Raw genomic sequence first — 18161 nt, 5'->3', positions numbered from 1 at the left:
CCGCTCCCACAGGGATCGCGCCTGGCCCAGGGTTGGCGTCATTCCTGTAAAGGCCATGGCCTTGCCCAAGGATCGTGAAGCCTGCACGGGCCGGTGTGGGAGCGGGCGTGCCCGCGAACACCGGCGTAGCCGGTGCCATGCACCGCGTTACATTCGCCGGGCCGGGGGCTTGTGTCATGCGTGTTTGAGCGCTTCCACCAATTGCGCCTTGGTCATGGTGGAGCGCCCCTTGATGTCTTTGCTGCGCGCTTCCTTCATCAGGCTCTGCTTGCTCTGGGTTTCCAGGGAACTGCCCGATGTGCGGGAATGACCCTGGCGTGACTTCGCCGCCCGTTTGGCCGAGTCCGAGCGGGCAGTTTTCTTCTCGCTGGAAGAGGTGGCCTTGCCCGAGCCGCCTTTCTTCTCGCCACCCCCGGACTGTTTGTTGACGGTGGCCCAGGCGCGCGCTTCGGCCTGGTCTTTCGGCACGCCTTTGTGCTCGTAGCTTTCCTCGATATGTTCGGCCTTGCGCTTCTGCTTGTCGGTGTATTTGTCCTTGTCGCCGCGTGGCATGGCATTCACTCCCGTCTTGGTTTGCATGAACGGTTGAATGCCGCGGCAACGCCCGAGTGCCCGGTAATCGACCAGCGGTGCCAGGAAACCTGTCGCCCACTCGAAACAGTCATTCAACCGACACATCGAGGCCTTAGGGTTGAGACAGGAACCCGTCCAGAGCTCTGCTCACTGATGTTGCCGTGATGGCGCCGCCAGACGGCTCTACCGTGCGGCTTGCCATTCATTGGTCACAAAGCTGTAACATTGCTGCTGCAAAGTGTGCCGGCCATCACACGGAGCGCTTTTCGATGATACGCCTGATGAAGTCTGCTGCACTCGCCGTTGCCGTTTCGCTTTGCGCCACTTCGGCATCCTTCGCCGCAGAGAACGTCCGCCTGACCGGTTCCGGCGCCAGCTTCCCGGCACCGATCTACCTGACCTGGTTCAAGGCCTTCAGCAAGGAAACCGACGGTGTCACCGTTGACTACCAGTCCAAGGGGAGCGGGGCGGGTGTTCAGGACTTTCTGAACAAGACCGTCGACTTCGCCGCCAGCGACTCGGCAATGAAAGCCGAAGAAATCGCCAAGGTCGGCGAGGGCGTGCAGTTGCTGCCAATGACCGCCGGTGAAATCGTCCTGGCTTACAACCTGCCGGGCAACCCTAAAGGGCTGAAGCTGCCGCGCGATGTGTACTCCAACATCTTCCTCGGCAAGATCACCCAGTGGAACGACCCGCAGATCGTCGCGGCCAACCCTGAGCTGAAACTGCCAGCTACCCCGATCACCGTGGTCGTGCGTGCCGACTCCAGTGGTACCACTGCGGTATTCACCAAGCACCTGTCGGCCATCAACGCTGACTTCAAGCAAGCGCTGGGTGAAGGCAACACCGTCAACTGGCCGGCCAGCGACAAGTTCATCAAGTCGCCGAAGAACGACGGCGTAACCGCCACCGTCCGCCAGACCCCAGGCGCCATCGGCTACATCGAATACGGCTTCGCCAAGCTGGCCAAGGTCGACTTCGCCCAGCTGCAGAACAAGGCCGGCCAATATGTCGTGCCGAACGCCGAGAGCGGTGCCGAGGCGCTGGCTGCGGTGCAGATGCCGGAGAACCTGGTGGCCTGGCTGCCTGACCCTGACGGTGCCAAGTCCTACCCGATCACCTCCTACACCTGGATGATCTTCCGCAAGGACAACGGTAACCCGGCCAAGGCCAAGGCCATGCGCGAAATGGTCGAATACAGCCTGACCGAAGGCCAGAAGATCGCCGACTCGATGGGCTACATCCCGCTGCCAGCGTCGGTTGTCGATCAGGTACGCAAAGCGTCCGCCAACATCCAGTAACACGCCCAGGCGCTCCCGGTGTGGTCTGGCGGCCATGCCGGGTGTGTTTGCCCTCTGTCCCGGAACTTGCCAATGAACACTCCTTTTGCCATCCCGGCTAACCCCGACTCCGCGTGCCAGCCACCGTCTGCGAAAGACTTCCTGGTTGATCGCACCTTCCGTGCGCTTGCACGCATCGGTGTGGTGCTGGTGCTGGCGCTGGTCTTCGCGCTGGTCTACGAAGTGGGCCGCAAGGCACTGCCAGGCATCGAGAAGCACGGCTTTGACGTGCTGTTCGGCAGTGTCTGGGACGTCAACCAAGGCAAGTACGGTATTCTGCCAGCGATCTGGGGCACGCTTTACAGCGCCCTGATCGCCCTGTTGATCGCCGGTTTCTTCGGCGTCAGCATGGCCATTTTCCTGACCCAGGACTTCCTCCCGGCCCGGCTGGCGGCGGTGTTCCGCACCATCGTCGAGCTGCTCGCTGCCATCCCCAGCGTCGTCTACGGCCTGTGGGGGATCTATGTGGTCATCCCGGCCATTCGCCCGCTGACCACCTGGCTGAACAGCGAGCTGGGCTGGATTCCCTTTTTTGGTACTTCCCTGAGCGGCCCAGGGCTGCTGCCTGCCGCGCTGGTACTGGCGATCATGATTCTGCCGACCATCGCCGCCGTTTCGCAGGACGCCCTGACCAGCGTGCCGATGAAGACCAAGCAGGCCGCCTACGGCCTGGGCGCCACCCATTGGGAGGCCATCCTCAAGGTAATGGTGCCATCGGCAGCCACCGGCATCTTCGGTTCGCTGGTGCTCGGCCTGGGCCGTGCGCTGGGTGAAACCATGGCGCTGGCCATGCTGGTGGGTAACGCCAACAACATTTCCCTCTCCTTGTTCGCCCCGGCCAACACGCTGGCGGCCTTGCTGGCCCTGAACTTCCCGGAGGCCGGCCCGAACGAGATCGAGGTGCTGATGTACGCGGCACTGGTATTGATGTTCATCACCCTGGCGGTGAACGTGCTCGGCTCGATGATCATGCTCTACGCCCAGCGGGGTAACAAATGATGACCAACCTCACCACCCCTGCAAACGCGTTGCCCAGCCTGCAGCGCAAGCTGGAAGGCCGTTCCCTGCGCAGCCTGGTATTGACCACGCTGGCATGGTTCGCGGCGCTGGTGGCCAGCGTGCCGCTGATTTCCGTGCTGTACATGCTGATCACCCGCGGCGGCGCACGCCTCAACCTTGAGGTGTTCACCGAGCTGCCACCCACCGGCTTCGAGATGGGCGGGGGCTTTGGCAACGCCATGGCCGGTACTTTCGTCATGGTCGGCATTGCTGCCGCCATCGCCGTACCGGTCGGTATCCTGGCCGCGGTGTTCCTGGCCGAACTCGGCCCGGACAGCAAGCTGGCCAACGCCGCGCGCTTCGCCGCCAAGATGCTCACCGGCCTGCCGTCGATCCTGGCCGGCGTGTTCGCCTACGCCCTGGTGGTGATGACCACCGGCACCTACTCCGCGCCGGCAGGTGGTGTGGCCCTGGCGGTACTGATGCTGCCCATCGTCGTGCTGACCGCTGAAGAGTCGATGAAGATGGTGCCCAAGATCATGAAGGATGCAGCCTACGGCATGGGCTGCACCCGTGCCCAGGTGACCTGGAAAATCGTCCTGCCCACCGGCCTGCCGGCGATCCTGACCGGCGTCATGCTGGCCGTGGCCCGTGCCGCCGGCGAGACCGCGCCGCTGCTGTTCACCGCGCTGTTCAGCAACTACTGGATCCTGCATGACGGCGACCTGGCAGTCATGAACCCGACGGCCTCGCTGGCCGTACTGATCTACAACTTCTCCGGCATGCCATTCGACAACCAGCTCGAGCTCGCCTGGGCGGCCTCGCTGGTACTGGTGATGATCGTGCTGGTAATCAACATTCTGAGCCGAGTATTCGGCAAGCCCAAGTATTGAGAAAGGGAGCATCCGACCTTGAACGTATCCACTGCGCCAAAAGCCGCTCCCGTGGTCAGCGAAGCCCCCATCGTCATGGACTGCAAGCTGGACAAGATCTTCTACGGCAATTTCATGGCCGTTCGCGACAGCCATGTGCCGATCCGCAAGAACGAGATCACCGGTTTCATCGGGCCTTCCGGCTGCGGCAAGAGTACCGTGCTGCGCAGCCTCAACCGCATGAACGATCTGGTGAAGGGCTTCCGTTTCGAAGGCCATGTGCACTTCCTGGGCCAGGATGTCTACGGCAAGGGCGTCGACCCTGTGGTGGTGCGCCGCTACATCGGTATGGTGTTCCAGCAGCCCAACCCGTTCTCGATGAGCATCTTCGACAACGTCGCCTTCGGCCTGCGCCTGAACCGCTACAAGGGCGATATCGGCGACCGCGTCAAGCACGCACTGCAGGGTGCCGCGCTGTGGGACGAGGTGAAGGACAAGCTCAAGGTCAGCGGCCTGGCCCTGTCCGGCGGCCAGCAACAGCGTCTGTGCATCGCCCGCGCCATCGCCACCGAGCCGGAAGTGCTGCTGCTGGACGAACCCTGCTCGGCACTCGACCCGATTGCCACCCGCCGGGTGGAGGAGCTGATGGTCGAGTTGAAGAAGGACTACACCATCGCCCTGGTGACCCACAACATGCAGCAGGCGATTCGTGTGGCCGACACCACCGCGTTCTTCTCGGTCGACATCTCCAAGGGCACCCGTACCGGTTACCTGGTCGAGATGGGCCCGACCACGCAGATTTTCCAGAACCCGCGTGAACAGCTGACCGCTGACTACATCAGCGGCAAGTTCAGCTGAGGCCGTACCTGCCAAGGTGGCCGGGTGTTGCAGTCAGGAAGGCTGCAACACCCGGCCGCATTACCTTCCGCCAAGTGTTACCAGGGATTTCCAATGCCAGCGACGCGTCGTCTTGATCTGCCAGCGGTAGAGCGCGCACTGCGTGAGGTGCAGGCCCGCTTTGCCGAACTCAGCCAGCATTTCACCGAACCGCGGGACCCATTCACCGACGAGGTGCTGCTGAATGTGGTTGAAGGCTATGCCCTGATTGACGACTATGTCGCCCGGGGTGTCGACCTTTTCGACCTGCAGCAGCTGAACCTGATGCTGGAGATCAATGCCACCGTGCTGTGCGGCAGCGACCCGGCACGCAGGCTGGAATTTGCCCCGCACCTGGCGGCGACCGAGGCGCACTTTTTCAACAATGTTGAGGGCGGCATCAAGGACCTCTACAACTGGTATTGCTCGTATGGCAGCGACTCGATCTGGAAGCGTGCGGCGGGTGTCTACGTTCGAATTCTCAGCAAGCCGCAGCTGTTCATCGAAGGCAACAACCGCACAGGGTCGCTCATTGTCAGCTACTTGCTGATGCGCGCGGGGCTACCACCATTCGTGCTGTCGCTGGACAACGCCGAGGGTTACTTCAACCCGTCCTCGGTCATACGCAACTCCGCCAAGCATGGGGTCAAGGCTTTGTACGAACTTCCCAAGATCAAGAAAAAGTATGCAGCTTTCCTTGAAGCGCACGCGCCCGAGCCCGGCAAGTTCTTCCTGGGCGGCACATCCATGCCTGCGCGCGAGAGGTGCCGCTGATGCAAAGCCCTTCTCTGTTCCAGCGCGGGCGGCAAGCCCTCGAGCGTACGTTCAATCGCCCGCAGGTACGCATTTCGTTCGATATCGACGACACGCTAGCCTGCCAGGCCGACCACGCCGCCGCCGAGCACAGCAAGCTGCCGGCGTTCGTCCACCGCTGGTTGGGTGAACCCCTGCGCAGTGGCACGCGCTCGCTGATCCGCGACCTGCGCCGCCAGGGTTGCAGCATCTGGATCTACACCTCGTCGGGGCGCACGCCGTCCTACATCCGCCGTTGGTTGATGCTCTACGGTATCCGCGTCGATGGCGTGGTCAACAGTGACCGGCACCAGCATATCCTGGCCGTGAACGGGCTTGAGAATGCGCCCTCGAAGTTGCCGTCGGCCTTCGATATCGACCTGCATGTCGATGATTCCGAGGGCGTGCGGCTGGAAGGCGTCGACCACGGTTTTCGCGTGGTGGTGGTGTGCCCCAAGGATGAGAACTGGGCGCAGAAAGTGATGGATGCGGCGGTCGATGTCCAGGCACAGCTGGCCTGGCAGCAACCGCACCGCTATGAAATGCCGGTACGGCAGCGTTCGCAGGCCCTCGCTTCCTGAGGGCTTCAAGGTACCTTTCTCGTTACGCCTCTTCGCTACTTGTTGCCCCCCACCTCCATTCGCGGCTTCCCATTTTCAGCTTCGGCTTGACTCGTGAAATTTTTCATGTAATTTTTCATGAAAAATAACTCTAAAAATTTCACGGCAGTCTCAAACGATGAAGATGCACGAAGAGGTTGAAGCCCTCGCGATCCTTATTCACGACCTGCGCAAATTCAAGAACCTGACCCTGGGCGAACTGGCCGAGCGCATCAACCGCTCGGTCGGCTTCCTGTCCCAGGTCGAGCGCGGTGTTTCGCGCCCTACCGTGGCCGACCTCACCGCCATCAGTGAAGCGCTCGGCGTATCCACCGCGTACTTCTACAACCTGAGCAAGCCGCGCAGCGTCAGCTGGGTCACGCGCCCCCACGAGCGGCGCACGCTGTACCTCGAGTCGGGCATTACCGATGTGCTGGCTTCGCCCACCATCGGCGGCGCGTTCTCCATGCTCGACAGCCATCTCGAGCCAGGCGCCAGCAGTGGCGAGCTGTACCTGACTGACCGTTCCGAGCAGGGCTGTTTCGTGCTCGAAGGCGAACTCACGGTCTGGCTGGACCACGGCGATGCCGTGACCCTGCAGGCCAACGACTGCTTCCAGCTGCACCCCCACGCGCAGTTCCGTTATGCCAACCTGACGGAAAAAGCCACCCGCGTGCTCTGGGTCTTCAACTGAATTCGTTCACCTCACAAGGACAAGAAGATGAGTGTCGTCTTTCCGGATCTGCTGACTGAAGTGCGCTCGTTCCGAGCGCAACACCCAGAAATACGTTATGTCGACCTGATTGCGCTGGATATTCCCGGGCACTTCTACGGCAAGCGCTACCCCATGGACATGCTGGAAAAAGTCGCAGCCGGCGCGCCGCTGAAGTTGCCGCAGAACTGCGTGCTGCTGGGCACCCAGGGTGGCCTCTACCCGATCGGTGACTACTGCTTCGCCGACGGCGACCCGGATGCCGCCCGCCGCCTGGTGCCGGGTACCCTCAAGCCGGTGCGCTGGGAAAAGGAACCGATCGCGCAGATGCTCATCACCTCCGACGGCACCGCCAAGCCCATCGAGTTCGAGCCCCGTGAAGTGCTGGCCCGGGTGATCCAGCGCCTGGCCAGGCGCGGCATTCGCCCGGTGGTGGCCTTCGAATTGGAGTTCTACCTGTTCGACCGCAAGCTCGACAACGGCCTGCCACAGTACCCACGCGACAAGGCGACCGACGACCACGACGACCAGCCGAACATGCACATCGAGCGGCTGTCGCGCTTCGCACCGGTGCTGCACGAGATGGTCGATGGCGCCAACGAGCAGGGCGTGCCGGCGAACGTGATCACCGCGGAGCTGGGCCCAGGCCAGTTCGAGATCAACTTCTCGCACAGCGACGATGCCATGAGCGCGGCGGACTGGTCGGCGCTGTTCTGCCGCAGTACCCGCGGTATCGCGATGAAGCACGGCTACCGAGCCAGCTTCATGAGCAAGCCGTACCTCGACGCGCCGGGCAGCGGCATGCATGTGCACGTCAGCCTGTACGACAACGCCGGCAACAACATCCTGGCCGGCGATGACCAGCGCAAGCTGCGCCATGCGGTGGCAGGGTGCCTGGAGCTGCTGCCGCACTGCATGCCGATCTTCGCCCCCAACCACAATGCCTACCGCCGTTACGGCGCCATGGTCAACGCGGCGAGCAAGGCCAGCTGGGGTTTCGAAGATCGCGATGCGTGTATTCGCATCCCCGAGTCCGACCCGCGCAACCTGCGCATCGAACACCGCCTCGCCGGTGCCGATGCCAACCCGTACCTGGTGCTGGCGGCCATCCTGACCGGGATGGAGCATGGCCTGGAGCGTGGCGTCGAGCCCATCGCCCCGCTGAACGACAACCGCCAGAGCGGCATCGAGTTCCCCAAGGATGCCTTCAGTGCCCTGGCGGCCATGCGTCACCACCCGGAGGTGAACGAGGGCCTGGGCAGTGAATTCGTGATGGTCTACTGCGAAAACAAATACCAGGAGCAACTGGACTTCATGCGCCACATCGATGCCCGCGAATACCGCTGGTTCCTGTAGGTGCCGGGGTTGGGGCAGCGCCGCTGCACCCTGCCTTTCTACCGTTTCAATACAACGCGCAATATGGATTTGCCGGAGGAAGATATGCCACGTGTGCCCGTTATCGGCATTACCGCATGCACCAGCATGATCGAGCTGCATGCAACCCAGACCATCAGCGAGAAGTACGCGCGCGCGGCGGCCAAGGCAGCGTGCGGGCTGCCCATCGTGATACCCAGCCTCGCAGACCTGATGGACAGCGCCGATATTCTCGACGTGGTGGATGGGCTGATCTTCACCGGTTCGCCGTCCAACATCGAACCGTTGCACTACAACGGCCCGGCCAGTGCAGCGGGCACCCATCACGACCCGCTGCGTGATGCCACCACCTTGCCGCTGATGCGTGCGGCCATCGCCGCCGGTGTGCCGGTGCTCGGCATCTGCCGTGGCTTCCAGGAAATGAACGTGGCGCTGGGCGGCACCCTGCACCAGAAGGTGCATGAGACCGGCATGTTCATGGACCACCGCGAAAGCAAGGGTGAGCCCATCGAAAAGCAATACGGCCCGCGTCACGCCCTGCATATAGAGCCCGGCGGCATGCTCGACCGCATGGGCTTGCCGGCGGTCATCGATGTCAATTCCATCCACGGCCAGGGCATTGATGTACTGGCCCCCGGGCTGAGGGTGGAGGCGCTGGCACCCGATGGCCTGGTGGAAGCGATTTCGGTCGAGAACAGCAAGGGTTTTGCCCTGGCCGTGCAATGGCACCCCGAGTACCAGGTCATGGACAACCCACATTACCTGACCATCTTCCAGTCCTTTGGCAAGGCCTGCCGGCATCGCTCGGTATTGCGCCAGATGCTGTTGAAGTCCGCCTGACAGCGATCTTTCCCAATTACAAAAAAGTACCTGCGTGGCACGGCTGCGCAACTTGATGGAGTGAAGTCAATGAGTGAGCAGAATTCCCAGACCCTCGCCTGGCAAGCCATGAGCCGCGACCACCACCTGGCCCCGTTCAGCGATGTTCGGCAACTGGCCGAGAAAGGCCCGCGCATCATCACCTCGGCCAAGGGCGTGTACCTCTGGGACAGCGAAGGCCACAAGATTCTCGATGGCATGGCCGGGCTGTGGTGCGTGGCGGTGGGCTATGGGCGCGATGAGCTGGCCGACGTCGCCAGCCAGCAGATGAAGCAGCTGCCGTACTACAACCTGTTCTTCCAGACCGCGCACCCGCCCGCGCTGGAACTGGCCAAGGCGATCGCCGATGTGGCCCCGCAAGGCATGGACCATGTGTTCTTCACCGGCTCCGGCTCCGAAGGCAACGACACCGTGCTGCGCATGGTCCGCCATTACTGGGCGCTCAAGGGCCAGAAGAGCAAGAAGGTCATCATCGGCCGCATCAACGGTTACCACGGCTCCACCGTGGCCGGCGCGGGCCTGGGCGGCATGAGTGGGATGCACCAGCAGGGTGGGCTGATCCCGGATATCGTGCATATCCCGCAGCCGTACTGGTATGGCGAAGGCGGCGACATGACCGAGGCCGACTTCGGCGTGTGGGCGGCCGAACAGCTGGAGAAGAAGATCCTCGAAGTTGGCGTGGACAACGTTGCCGCCTTCATCGCCGAACCGATCCAGGGCGCTGGCGGGGTGATCATTCCACCGCAGACCTACTGGCCGAAGGTGAAGGAGATCCTGGCCAGGTACGACATCCTCTTCGTCGCTGACGAAGTGATCTGCGGCTTCGGCCGTACAGGCGAGTGGTTCGGTAGCGACTACTACGACCTCAAGCCCGACCTGATGACCATCGCCAAGGGCCTTACCTCCGGCTATATCCCCATGGGCGGCGTGATCGTGCGAGATGAAGTGGCCAAAGTCATCAGCGAAGGCGGCGACTTCAACCACGGCTTCACCTATTCCGGCCACCCGGTGGCGGCTGCGGTGGGCCTGGAGAACCTGCGGATACTGCGTGATGAAAAGATCATCGAGCAGGTGCACGACAAGACCGCTCCGTACTTGCAAAAACGCCTGCGCGAGCTGGCCGACCACCCGCTGGTAGGCGAGGTACGCGGCCTGGGCATGCTCGGCGCGATCGAGCTGGTGAAGGACAAGGCCACCCGTGCGCGTCATGAAGGCAAAGGTGTCGGCATGATCTGTCGCCAGCATTGCTTCGACAATGGGCTGATCATGCGTGCCGTGGGCGACACCATGATCATCGCGCCGCCGCTGGTGATCAGCATCGAGGAGATCGACGAACTGGTGGAGAAGGCCCGCAAGTGCCTGGACTTGACGTACGAGGCTGTTCGGTAAGGGAAGAGCCCTGGGACTGGTGCCAGTCAGTTGAATTGTTTGGGGCCGCTTTGCGACCCTTCGCGGGCACGCCCGCTCCCACAGGTCTGGCGCCGGGTTCAGGAGAAGCGCGATCCCTGTGGGAGCGGGCGTGCCCGCGAAGGGCTGCAAAGCATCCCCAAGATCGCCATGAAGCATCTTGCTTTGTGAAATGAATCATGTACTTTTCAGGGCATCAATTTTTCCCATCCGAAAGTCGCGATTCAACCATGAAAGTGCACGAAGAGATCGAAGGCCTGGCCGTACTGATTCGCGACCTGCGCAAGTTCAAGGGCCTGACACTGGGCGAACTGGCGCAGCGCATCGGCCGTTCGGTGGGCTTTCTGTCCCAGGTCGAACGGGGCGTATCCCGCCCAACCGTGGCCGACCTCACGGCTATCAGCGAAGAGCTCGGCGTCTCCACGGCCTATTTCTACAAGCTGGACCAGCCGCGCGAACTCGAGTGGGTCACCCGCCCTCACGAGCGTCGTACCCTTCACCTGGCCGGTGGCATCACCGATGTGCTGGCATCCCCCACGATAACGGGCGCGTTCTCCATGCTCGACAGCCACCTGGAGCCTGGGGCCAGCAGTGGCGAGGAGTACCTGGACGACAGCTCGGAGCAGGGCTGCTTCGTGCTCGAAGGCGAACTGACCGTATGGCTGGATGGCGGCGAGCCGGTAACGCTGCGCGCCAGTGACAGTTTTCAGCTGCAACCCCACGCAAGTTTTCGTTACGCCAACCTCACCGACAAGCCCACCCGCGTGCTCTGGGTGTTCAGCTGACAAGAGAAGCCAAGCCATGCTGGCTTTGGCGTCACCAGGCAATCGGTGTGCCGTCCCACGCCCAGAATGTACCGCTCTGGTCGGGGCCGTGCCGGCTCACCAGCGCTAGGATGCATGTCGCTGCAAATGCCGGCGAGAACAGTTTTCCCGGCGGTACATTGCCCTGAAAGGGTTGGGAAAGGCGGGTGTCGGTGGTCCCGGGATGCAGCAATAGTACCGTGGAAGCAGGGTTCAGTCGCTTGAGTTCGATGCTCGCAGTGTGCAGAAGCTGGTTGAGCGCGGCCTTGCTGGCGCGATAGCTGTACCACCCGCCAAGATGGTTGTCGCTGATCGACCCGACCCGCGCCGACAGTGCCACATAGGTCATCGGTTGCTGTCGCAACAAGGGCAGCAAGTGCCTGAGCAGCAGGACAGGGGCGAAACAGTTGGTCGTGAAGCTGGCCAGCAGCCCAGCCATGTCCACCTGTGTCAGCGCTTTTTCGGCCCGTGCGGGTGCCTCTTGCAGCACGCCAAGCGTGCACAGTACAAGGTTCAGCTGGTCGCAGCAGGCGCCCACCCGTGCCGCCAGTGTTTGCAGTGCCACTTCGGAACAGGCGTCGCAGTCGATGCGAACCAACTGTCTTGGGTGCTCGGCGAACAAAGCATCCAGCGCGGGGCTGCTGGTGGCATGTCGCGAGACGGCAAACACCCGCCCGATGTCGTCGCGCGCCAGCAGCTGTGTGCACAGTGCAAGGCCGATCCCCTGGCTGGCTCCGCAAATCAGCACGTTGGCGGGGGTATGAAGGTCATTGATAAGGCTCACTGAACTGCCTCCTTTGCCGGCCCCGACGCAGGTATGCCACTGTCACTGGCTCTGCCGAAACAAGGCCCTGAGACCCGCAAGTAAAAGTTGTACAACCTCATAAAAAACTGTACATAGTTTCTAATATTGTACAGGTATTTCACGTGCTCGAGGTCAGTATGGGGCACACAACTCGTTGGGCCTGGCTTTGCCTGCTATTGACTGCCCTGTCGGAGGCGGCGGACTGGCGAGCGGAGCTGCCGGCAGCGCAACGGCTGGGCGTCGGTGAGTTCAGCTGGTTTGGCTTGCGCCTTTACACTGCACAGCTATGGGCGGCAGGTCCGGTCCAGGACTGGAGCCGGCCTTTTGCCCTTGAGCTGGCCTATCATCGAAGCCTGTCCAGGGACACGCTGGTACAGGCCAGCCTCGAGGAAATGTACCGCCTGGCACCTGAAAACGTGACGCCGCAGCGGCGCGCGGCGTGGTCCCAGGCCATGCAGCAGGCGTTCGTGGATGTACGCCCTGGGATGCGCATCACCGGCTTGTACATACCGGGGCAGGGCTGCCGTTTCTACGTCGATGGCAAACTCAGCCGGGCGGTCGCCGACCCCGTTTTTGCACGGGCGTTCTTCGCCATCTGGCTCGATCCACGGGCCAGGGATCAACAACTGCGTCAGCGTCTGCTGGGGGGCATGCCATGAATCTGCATAGCGGTAACGCTGACCAGCCAGGGGGAGCCTGAAGATGCGCCTGGGTCTGGTACTGGGTGACCAGCTGTCCTTCGATCTGGCCAGCCTCAACGCCCTCGATCCTGCCCGCGATGCTGTGCTGATGGCGGAAGTGGAAGGGGAGGCCAGGTACGTGCCGCATCATCCGCTGAAGATCGTCCTGATCTTCAGCGCCATGCGGCACTTCGCACTGGCACTGCGCAAGCGCGGTTGGCAGGTGCATTATGTGAAACTTGATGATGACGGCAACAGCGGAACCATCGTTGGCGAGTTGCGGCGCTGGCAGCAGGCCCTGGGAGCCACGCATATTCACCTGACCGAGTGCGGAGAGTGGCGCCTGGAGCAGGCGTTGCGCGATGCCGCACTGCCGCTTGTGTGGCATCGCGACACGCGATTTCTCTGTTCTCGCGAAGCCTTCGCGCGCTGGGCCCGGGAACGCGGCCAACTGCGCATGGAGTACTTCTACCGTGGCATGCGCAAGCGTACCGGTCTGCTGCTGGAGCCTGACGGCAGCCCGGCAGGTGGAACCTGGAATCTCGATGGCGACAATCGCAAGGCCTTGCCCCGCCAGCTGCGTGGCCCCTTCGCCGCGCATTTCGAGCAGGACGAGATCACGGCAGCGGTAATAGCCCTGGTACGCCAACGCTTCAGCGACCACTACGGAGCCATCGACGGTTTCGACTACCCGGTGACCCATGCCGAGGCAAGGCAGCTCTGGCAACACTTTCTGGAGTTCGGCCTGGCAGCTTTCGGTGACTACCAGGATGCGATGGCCGAGGGCGAGCCGTACCTGTTCCATGCGCGCATCAGTGCGGCGCTGAACATCGGGCTTCTGGACGTACGTTGCCTGTGCGAGGAGGTCGACAAGGCCTGGCGCGAGGGGCGAGTACCGCTCAATGCAGCAGAGGGCTTCATCCGCCAGTTGATCGGCTGGCGCGAGTATGTGCGCGGCATCTACTGGCTGCGCATGCCGGAGTATGCGGCGCTCAACTACCTGGGCAACGAGCGAGCGTTGCCAGAATTCTATTGGACCGGGCGCACCCGCATGCGCTGCATGGAGCAGGCCATCGGCCAGACCCTTCGCCTGGGCTACGCTCACCATATCCAGCGGCTTATGGTCACCGGCAACTTCGCCTTGCTGGCCGGTATCGCCCCAGCCGCGATTTGTGAGTGGTACCTGGCGGTCTACATGGATGCCTTCGACTGGGTCGAGCTGCCCAACACGCTTGGTATGGTGATGTACGCCGACGGTGGCTACCTGGGGTCCAAGCCTTACTGCGCCAGTGGTCGTTATATCCAGCGCATGTCCGACCATTGCAAGGCGTGCAGTTACAGGGTTGACCACGTGACCGAGGTGGATGGCTGCCCGTTCAATGCGTTGTATTGGCATTTTCTGATTCGCCATCGCTCGGAACTTTCGGCTAACCCGCGTCTGGCGCTGGTCTATCGAAGCCTGGATGGCATGGCGGCTGACCGTCGCGATGCCGTGTGGCAGCGTGGCCAGTCACTGCTGGCACAACTCGATGCGGCGCAGCCGATATGAAAAAGGGTCTTTTGCCCAGCAAGATCTGCGTGGTGTGTGGGCGGCCGTTCAACTGGCGCAAGCGCTGGGCGCGTTGCTGGGCGCAGGTGCGCTACTGCTCCGAACGATGTCGCAGGTCAGCACCGCACCGCGAGGCGCGCGAGCAAGGGCAGGGTAGCGGCCCATATCGGCACCAGTAACAGGCCGGTTTCCAGCGTGCCCATGGGCAAGTCGACATTTGCCAACCTCGCCCCGCTCAGATAGGCCAGAGGGCCGCCAACTGCACCCACCAGCGCACCGAGCCGCCAGTGCCTGCCGGCCCATGCCAGGCTGTGGCGCATGCCGCTGGCCAGCACCAGCCACAGCAGCGCAAGCCACAGCGGCAGTGGCCAAGTGTCGAAACCGAACACGCCCAGCGCGCCCAGCACGCTGTCCAGCACACATCCCACCGGCGTTACGCGCAACAGCGCCTTGACCTCTGCGTGGACGTCCGGGCACAGGCTCAGGTGCACGGCCAGGCCAGGAACCACAAGCAACGACAGGCAGGTTTTTTCGGCCCCCAATACGCATAGCCACCAGCCAGCCTGTAGCCACAAGGCATTGGCGAGCAGCCAGCCACGGCTCATCAGGCACTGCCAGGCAAGGGCGCGCGCCGTGCCTGGGGCGCGGCCCAGAGCAGATGCGCGACACCGATGGCGCGCTCCTCGAAACCGCCTTGGCAGTAACACAGGTAGAACTCCCACAGGCGCTGGAACATGTCGTCATAGCCCAGGTCCGTCAACGCAGCGCGTGCCTGGCGCAGGTTTTCTCGCCAGTGCCGCAGGGTGCGGGCATAGTCCTGACCGAAATCTTCCATGTGCAAGAGGTTGAGTGCGGTGTGCCGGCTGGCAGTTTCCAGCATCACGCTCAACGAAGGCAGGGCGCCACCGGGGAAGATGTAGCGCTGGATGAAATCGACCGACCGCCGCGCCTGCTCATAGCGCTGGTCGCGTATGGTGATCGCCTGCAACAGCATCAGCCCGTCGGGCTTGAGTAGCGAGGCGCACTGGCGGAAATACACCGGCAGGTAACGGTGGCCGACAGCCTCGATCATCTCGATCGAGACCAGTTTGTCGAAGGTGCCTTGAAGATCGCGGTAGTCTTCGCGAAGCACTTTCACGCGCTGCTCCAGCCCCAGGGCCTGAACGCGTGTCAGGGTATGGCTGTACTGCGCCTCGGAAAGCGTGGTGGTGGTGACCTTGCAGCCATATCGGGTGGCGGCGTGGATTGCCAGGCTGCCCCACCCGCAGCCGATCTCCAGCAGGTGGTCGGCAGGGCACAGTTCCAGCTTCTGGCAGATGCGCTCCAGCTTGTGCAACTGAGCTTGTTCCAGCGTCTGTTCAGAGTGTTCGAACCGGGCTGCCGAATACATCATGGTAGGGTCCAGCAACCGCTCGAACAGGGCATTGCCCAGATCGTAGTGCGCCAGGATATTGCGGCGGGCACCGCGCCTGCTGTTGCGGTTGAGTTTGTGCTGCAACCGCAGGGCAGGGCGGCCGAAGCGGGCCAGGCCACCCTCGAGGGTGTCAAGTACCTCCAGGTTTGCGACAAACAGGCGAGTCACCAGCGCCAGGTCGGGACTTCGCCAATAGCCGTGGATGTAGGCTTCGCCAGCACCGATCGAGCCATTACCGGCTATCAGGCTCCAGGTGATGTCATCAAGTATTTCGACCTCGGCCTGCAGCGGGCTGTCGGCGTCACCGAAGCTCCATTGCTGCCCGTGGCTGAGCAGGCGCAAATGGCCATGGCGCAGCCTGCCCAGGCTGGCGAGCACGGCGTTTCGTGCCAGGCCACCGAACAACGGCCCGAGGCCGGCGAACTTGCTAACGCTCAGGGTGGGGTTCGACATCATCAGGGTCCTCGCAGGAATGGCCGAGCGCCAGGTCACTCTGGCTGGGCGTGTGGTCATGGATGGGTGTGCGTTTGAACAACAGGCGCAGTGCCTGCCAGTAGATGGCCGCGACGGTGCGCAGGCTCATCCAGGGGAAGGCCAGTACGTATCGGTGCACGGCGGCTTTATCCAGCGGCTGGCGCTGCAGGGCCAGGTCGGCCTCGAACACCTTGCTATCGGCTTGCCAGTTCTCCATGTGGATGCGCACATGCTCTGCGTCCAGGGCAAAGTGCAAGCGATAGTCCATGTGCAGTGGCATGAAAGGCGACACATGAAAGGCCTTGGTGACAGTGAAGGGCCTGGCAAGGTTTTCGCTGACCGGCAGCACGTAATGGAAGCGTTCGCGCCATGGCGTGTTGCGCACCTCCAGCAGGATTGCCGTCAGTCGTCCGTCGCGGTCATGGCAGAAATAGAAACTGACCGGGTTGAATGACAGCCCCCAGCAACGCAATTGCGTGAGCAGGTGCACCGGCCCCTCAGGCATCTCTCCCGTCGCGTTGTGCACCAGCGAACGTGCAGCCTGGGCCAGCGTCTCGCCGCGGCGGGTCCGAGCTGGCAGGTAATCTGCCGGGTGCCAGCTGAGCGGTGCCAGGCGCCAGCGCCACAGCCAACGTGACAGGCCTGTCAGCCAGGCTTGCTCGTCCAGGTCCAGGTAGAACATGCCGATCCTGTAGCGGAAGGCGTGGGGGCGCGGCGCCAGGCGCCGGTGGCTGACCCAGCCCACGCAAAGGCTGCTGTTCACAGGTGCTCTCCGAAATGCGCGGCCACCTTCAACGCACTGACTACGCCATCCTCGTGAAAGCCGTTGCCCCAGTAGGCGCCGCAGAAGTAACTGTGGCGCTGGCCCTGCAGCTGCGCCTGGCGCGCCTGCGCGGCGCACGCCGCAAGGCTGTATTGCGGATGGTCGTACTGGAAGCGGGCAATGATCTGCGCCGGATCCACCAGCGCGGTCTGGTTGAGGCTCACGCAGAAGGTCGTCGGTGCCTGGATACCTTGCAGAATGTTCATGTTGTAGGTCAGCGCGGCAGGCGCCTGCTGCGGCCCGCCGAGACGGTAGTTCCAGCTGGCCCAGGCGCGCTTGCGGCGGGGTAGCAGACGGGTATCGGTGTGCAGCACCACATCGTTGCTGGCATAACCGATGGCGCCGAGCACTTCCCGTTCCTGCACGCTCGGCGCTTCGAGCAAAGCCAGGGCCTGGTCGCTGTGGCAGGCGAACACCACATTGTCGAAACGCTCGGTACCGGCAGCGCTCGTCAGGGTGACGCCACCTTCGTCGCGGCTGACCCGGAAAACCTTGCAGTCGAGGCGGATGCGCCCGGCAAACGGCCGGCACAGCGGACTGACATAGCTGCGCGAACCCCCTTCGATCACGCGCCACTGTGGACGTTGGTTGACCGACAACAAGCCGTGGTTGCGACAAAACCGCACAAAGAACGCAAGTGGGAAGCCGAGCATGTCCGCGCGGGACATCGACCAGATCGCCGACCCCATCGGTACGATGTAATGGTCGATGAAGCGCTGTCCATAGCGCTGAGCCCGGAGGTAGGCGCCCAGGGTCGCGTTGGCATCGATACGCTGGTTATCCAGGTCGGCGAGCGCCTGACGATTGAAACGCAGAATATCCCGTAGCATCCCCCAGAACCCCGGGGACACCAGGTTGCGGCGTTGGGCAAACAGGGTATTCAGGTCGTGCCCGTTGTATTCCAGGCCAGTGACCGGATCATGCACCGAGAAACTCATTTCGGTCGGCCGTGAGGCGACCTTCAGGTGGTCGAGCAAGCGGATGAAGTGCGGGTAGGTCCAGTCATTGAAGACGATGAAGCCGGTATCTATTGCATGGCGTTCACCCTGCCAGATCACATCGAGGGTATGCGTGTGGCCCCCGATCCATTTCTCGGCTTCGAAAACCGTCACCTCATGCTTGCGTGACAGCAGATGAGCGCAGGACAGCCCTGCAATGCCGCTGCCGATGATTGCTATACGCATGGATCA

The 18161-nt window shown here is 62.7% G+C and carries 20 protein-coding genes; 14 read left to right on the top strand and 6 right to left on the bottom strand.

The genetic code is table 11. The features are described 5' to 3' along the window. Positions 1-174 precede the first annotated feature (174 nt). A complete protein-coding gene (locus B2790_RS03395; protein WP_025339576.1) occupies positions 175-552 on the bottom strand; it encodes a hypothetical protein in 378 nt (125 codons plus the stop codon). A 290-nt stretch (positions 553-842) separates the two neighbouring features. Here B2790_RS03395 and pstS point away from each other — a divergent pair, with 290 nt between their 5' ends. The 11 genes from pstS to B2790_RS03340 all read left to right on the top strand — a co-directional run bounded on the left by pstS (position 843) and on the right by B2790_RS03340 (position 11208). Then, the gene (gene pstS / locus B2790_RS03390; protein WP_025339575.1) at positions 843-1874 is read left to right on the top strand and encodes a phosphate ABC transporter substrate-binding protein PstS; all 1032 of its coding nucleotides are present in this window, start codon (positions 843-845) and stop codon (positions 1872-1874) included. Positions 1875-1946: 72 nt separating this feature from the next. After that, a complete protein-coding gene (gene pstC, locus B2790_RS03385) occupies positions 1947-2912 on the top strand; it encodes a phosphate ABC transporter permease subunit PstC (RefSeq protein WP_023661148.1) in 966 nt (321 codons plus the stop codon). Continuing rightward, positions 2912-3805, top strand: coding sequence for a phosphate ABC transporter permease PstA (gene pstA / locus B2790_RS03380; protein ID WP_286918257.1), 894 nt, complete (start codon positions 2912-2914; stop codon positions 3803-3805). The genes pstC and pstA overlap by 1 nt, the downstream gene beginning before the upstream one ends. A 75-nt stretch (positions 3806-3880) precedes the next feature. After that, positions 3881-4642, top strand: coding sequence for a phosphate ABC transporter ATP-binding protein PstB (gene pstB, locus B2790_RS03375; RefSeq protein WP_031324478.1), 762 nt, complete (start codon positions 3881-3883; stop codon positions 4640-4642). Positions 4643-4735: 93 nt separating this feature from the next. Next, entirely contained in the window at positions 4736-5434 is a 699-nt protein-coding gene (locus B2790_RS03370; RefSeq protein WP_085588069.1) for a hypothetical protein, read from the top strand. Continuing rightward, a complete protein-coding gene (locus tag B2790_RS03365; RefSeq protein WP_137164274.1) occupies positions 5434-6033 on the top strand; it encodes a hypothetical protein in 600 nt (199 codons plus the stop codon). Before B2790_RS03370 ends, B2790_RS03365 begins: the two co-directional genes overlap by 1 nt. Positions 6034-6190: 157 nt before the next feature. Next, positions 6191-6745 carry a helix-turn-helix domain-containing protein gene (locus tag B2790_RS03360; RefSeq protein ID WP_015270026.1) on the top strand — a complete coding sequence of 185 codons (555 nt, stop codon included), beginning with the start codon at positions 6191-6193 and terminating at the stop codon, positions 6743-6745. A gap of 27 nt (positions 6746-6772) precedes the next feature. Beyond that, on the top strand, positions 6773-8119 hold the full coding sequence (locus tag B2790_RS03355) for a glutamine synthetase family protein (RefSeq protein WP_061550788.1): 1347 nt from the start codon (positions 6773-6775) through the stop codon (positions 8117-8119). Positions 8120-8203: 84 nt separating this feature from the next. Next, complete coding sequence (locus B2790_RS03350; RefSeq protein ID WP_025339571.1) at positions 8204-8977, top strand: gamma-glutamyl-gamma-aminobutyrate hydrolase family protein; 774 nt, start codon at positions 8204-8206, stop codon at positions 8975-8977. A gap of 69 nt (positions 8978-9046) precedes the next feature. After that, the gene (locus B2790_RS03345) at positions 9047-10405 is read left to right on the top strand and encodes an aspartate aminotransferase family protein (RefSeq protein ID WP_137164273.1); all 1359 of its coding nucleotides are present in this window, start codon (positions 9047-9049) and stop codon (positions 10403-10405) included. A gap of 248 nt (positions 10406-10653) precedes the next feature. After that, the gene (locus B2790_RS03340) at positions 10654-11208 is read left to right on the top strand and encodes a helix-turn-helix domain-containing protein (RefSeq protein ID WP_025339569.1); all 555 of its coding nucleotides are present in this window, start codon (positions 10654-10656) and stop codon (positions 11206-11208) included. Between the two features lie 31 nt (positions 11209-11239). Here B2790_RS03340 and B2790_RS03335 read toward each other — a convergent pair whose 3' ends face one another. Further along, on the bottom strand, positions 11240-12010 hold the full coding sequence (locus B2790_RS03335; RefSeq protein WP_137164272.1) for an SDR family NAD(P)-dependent oxidoreductase: 771 nt from the start codon (positions 12008-12010) through the stop codon (positions 11240-11242). 158 nt (positions 12011-12168) lie between these two features. Here B2790_RS03335 and B2790_RS03330 point away from each other — a divergent pair, with 158 nt between their 5' ends. Genes B2790_RS03330 through B2790_RS03320 form a run of 3 tightly spaced genes read left to right on the top strand, consistent with a single transcriptional unit; the run spans position 12169 to position 14439 of the window. Beyond that, complete coding sequence (locus B2790_RS03330; protein WP_137164271.1) at positions 12169-12690, top strand: chalcone isomerase family protein; 522 nt, start codon at positions 12169-12171, stop codon at positions 12688-12690. 43 nt (positions 12691-12733) lie between these two features. Next, positions 12734-14260: a cryptochrome/photolyase family protein gene (locus tag B2790_RS03325; RefSeq protein WP_137164270.1), complete on the top strand. Its 1527-nt coding sequence runs from the start codon at positions 12734-12736 to the stop codon at positions 14258-14260. Continuing rightward, a complete protein-coding gene (locus B2790_RS03320) occupies positions 14257-14439 on the top strand; it encodes a DUF2256 domain-containing protein (RefSeq protein WP_085616094.1) in 183 nt (60 codons plus the stop codon). The genes B2790_RS03325 and B2790_RS03320 overlap by 4 nt, the downstream gene beginning before the upstream one ends. Here the strand turns inward: B2790_RS03320 and B2790_RS03315 are convergent. From B2790_RS03315 to B2790_RS03300, 4 genes are read right to left on the bottom strand one after another with little or no spacing between them, the layout of a single operon-like run. Then, positions 14377-14865: a DUF2878 domain-containing protein gene (locus tag B2790_RS03315; RefSeq protein ID WP_137164269.1), complete on the bottom strand. Its 489-nt coding sequence runs from the start codon at positions 14863-14865 to the stop codon at positions 14377-14379. The two genes, B2790_RS03320 and B2790_RS03315, sit on opposite strands and share 63 nt — an antisense overlap. Further along, positions 14865-16127 (bottom strand): SAM-dependent methyltransferase, encoded by a 1263-nt coding sequence (locus B2790_RS03310; protein WP_274078482.1) that lies wholly within the window; start codon positions 16125-16127, stop codon positions 14865-14867. The genes B2790_RS03315 and B2790_RS03310 overlap by 1 nt, the downstream gene beginning before the upstream one ends. Next, complete coding sequence (locus B2790_RS03305; RefSeq protein WP_286918256.1) at positions 16102-16911, bottom strand: DUF1365 domain-containing protein; 810 nt, start codon at positions 16909-16911, stop codon at positions 16102-16104. The genes B2790_RS03310 and B2790_RS03305 overlap by 26 nt, the downstream gene beginning before the upstream one ends. Beyond that, positions 16908-18155 carry an NAD(P)/FAD-dependent oxidoreductase gene (locus tag B2790_RS03300; RefSeq protein ID WP_013972159.1) on the bottom strand — a complete coding sequence of 416 codons (1248 nt, stop codon included), beginning with the start codon at positions 18153-18155 and terminating at the stop codon, positions 16908-16910. Before B2790_RS03300 ends, B2790_RS03305 begins: the two co-directional genes overlap by 4 nt. Positions 18156-18161 lie beyond the last annotated feature (6 nt).

The organism is Pseudomonas sp. UBA6753 (assembly GCF_002453565.1).
GTDB lineage: Bacteria > Pseudomonadota > Gammaproteobacteria > Pseudomonadales > Pseudomonadaceae > Aquipseudomonas > Aquipseudomonas putida_Z.
The sequence above is the reverse complement of the archived record's forward strand: the minus strand, read 5'-3'. Positions and strand labels throughout refer to the sequence as shown.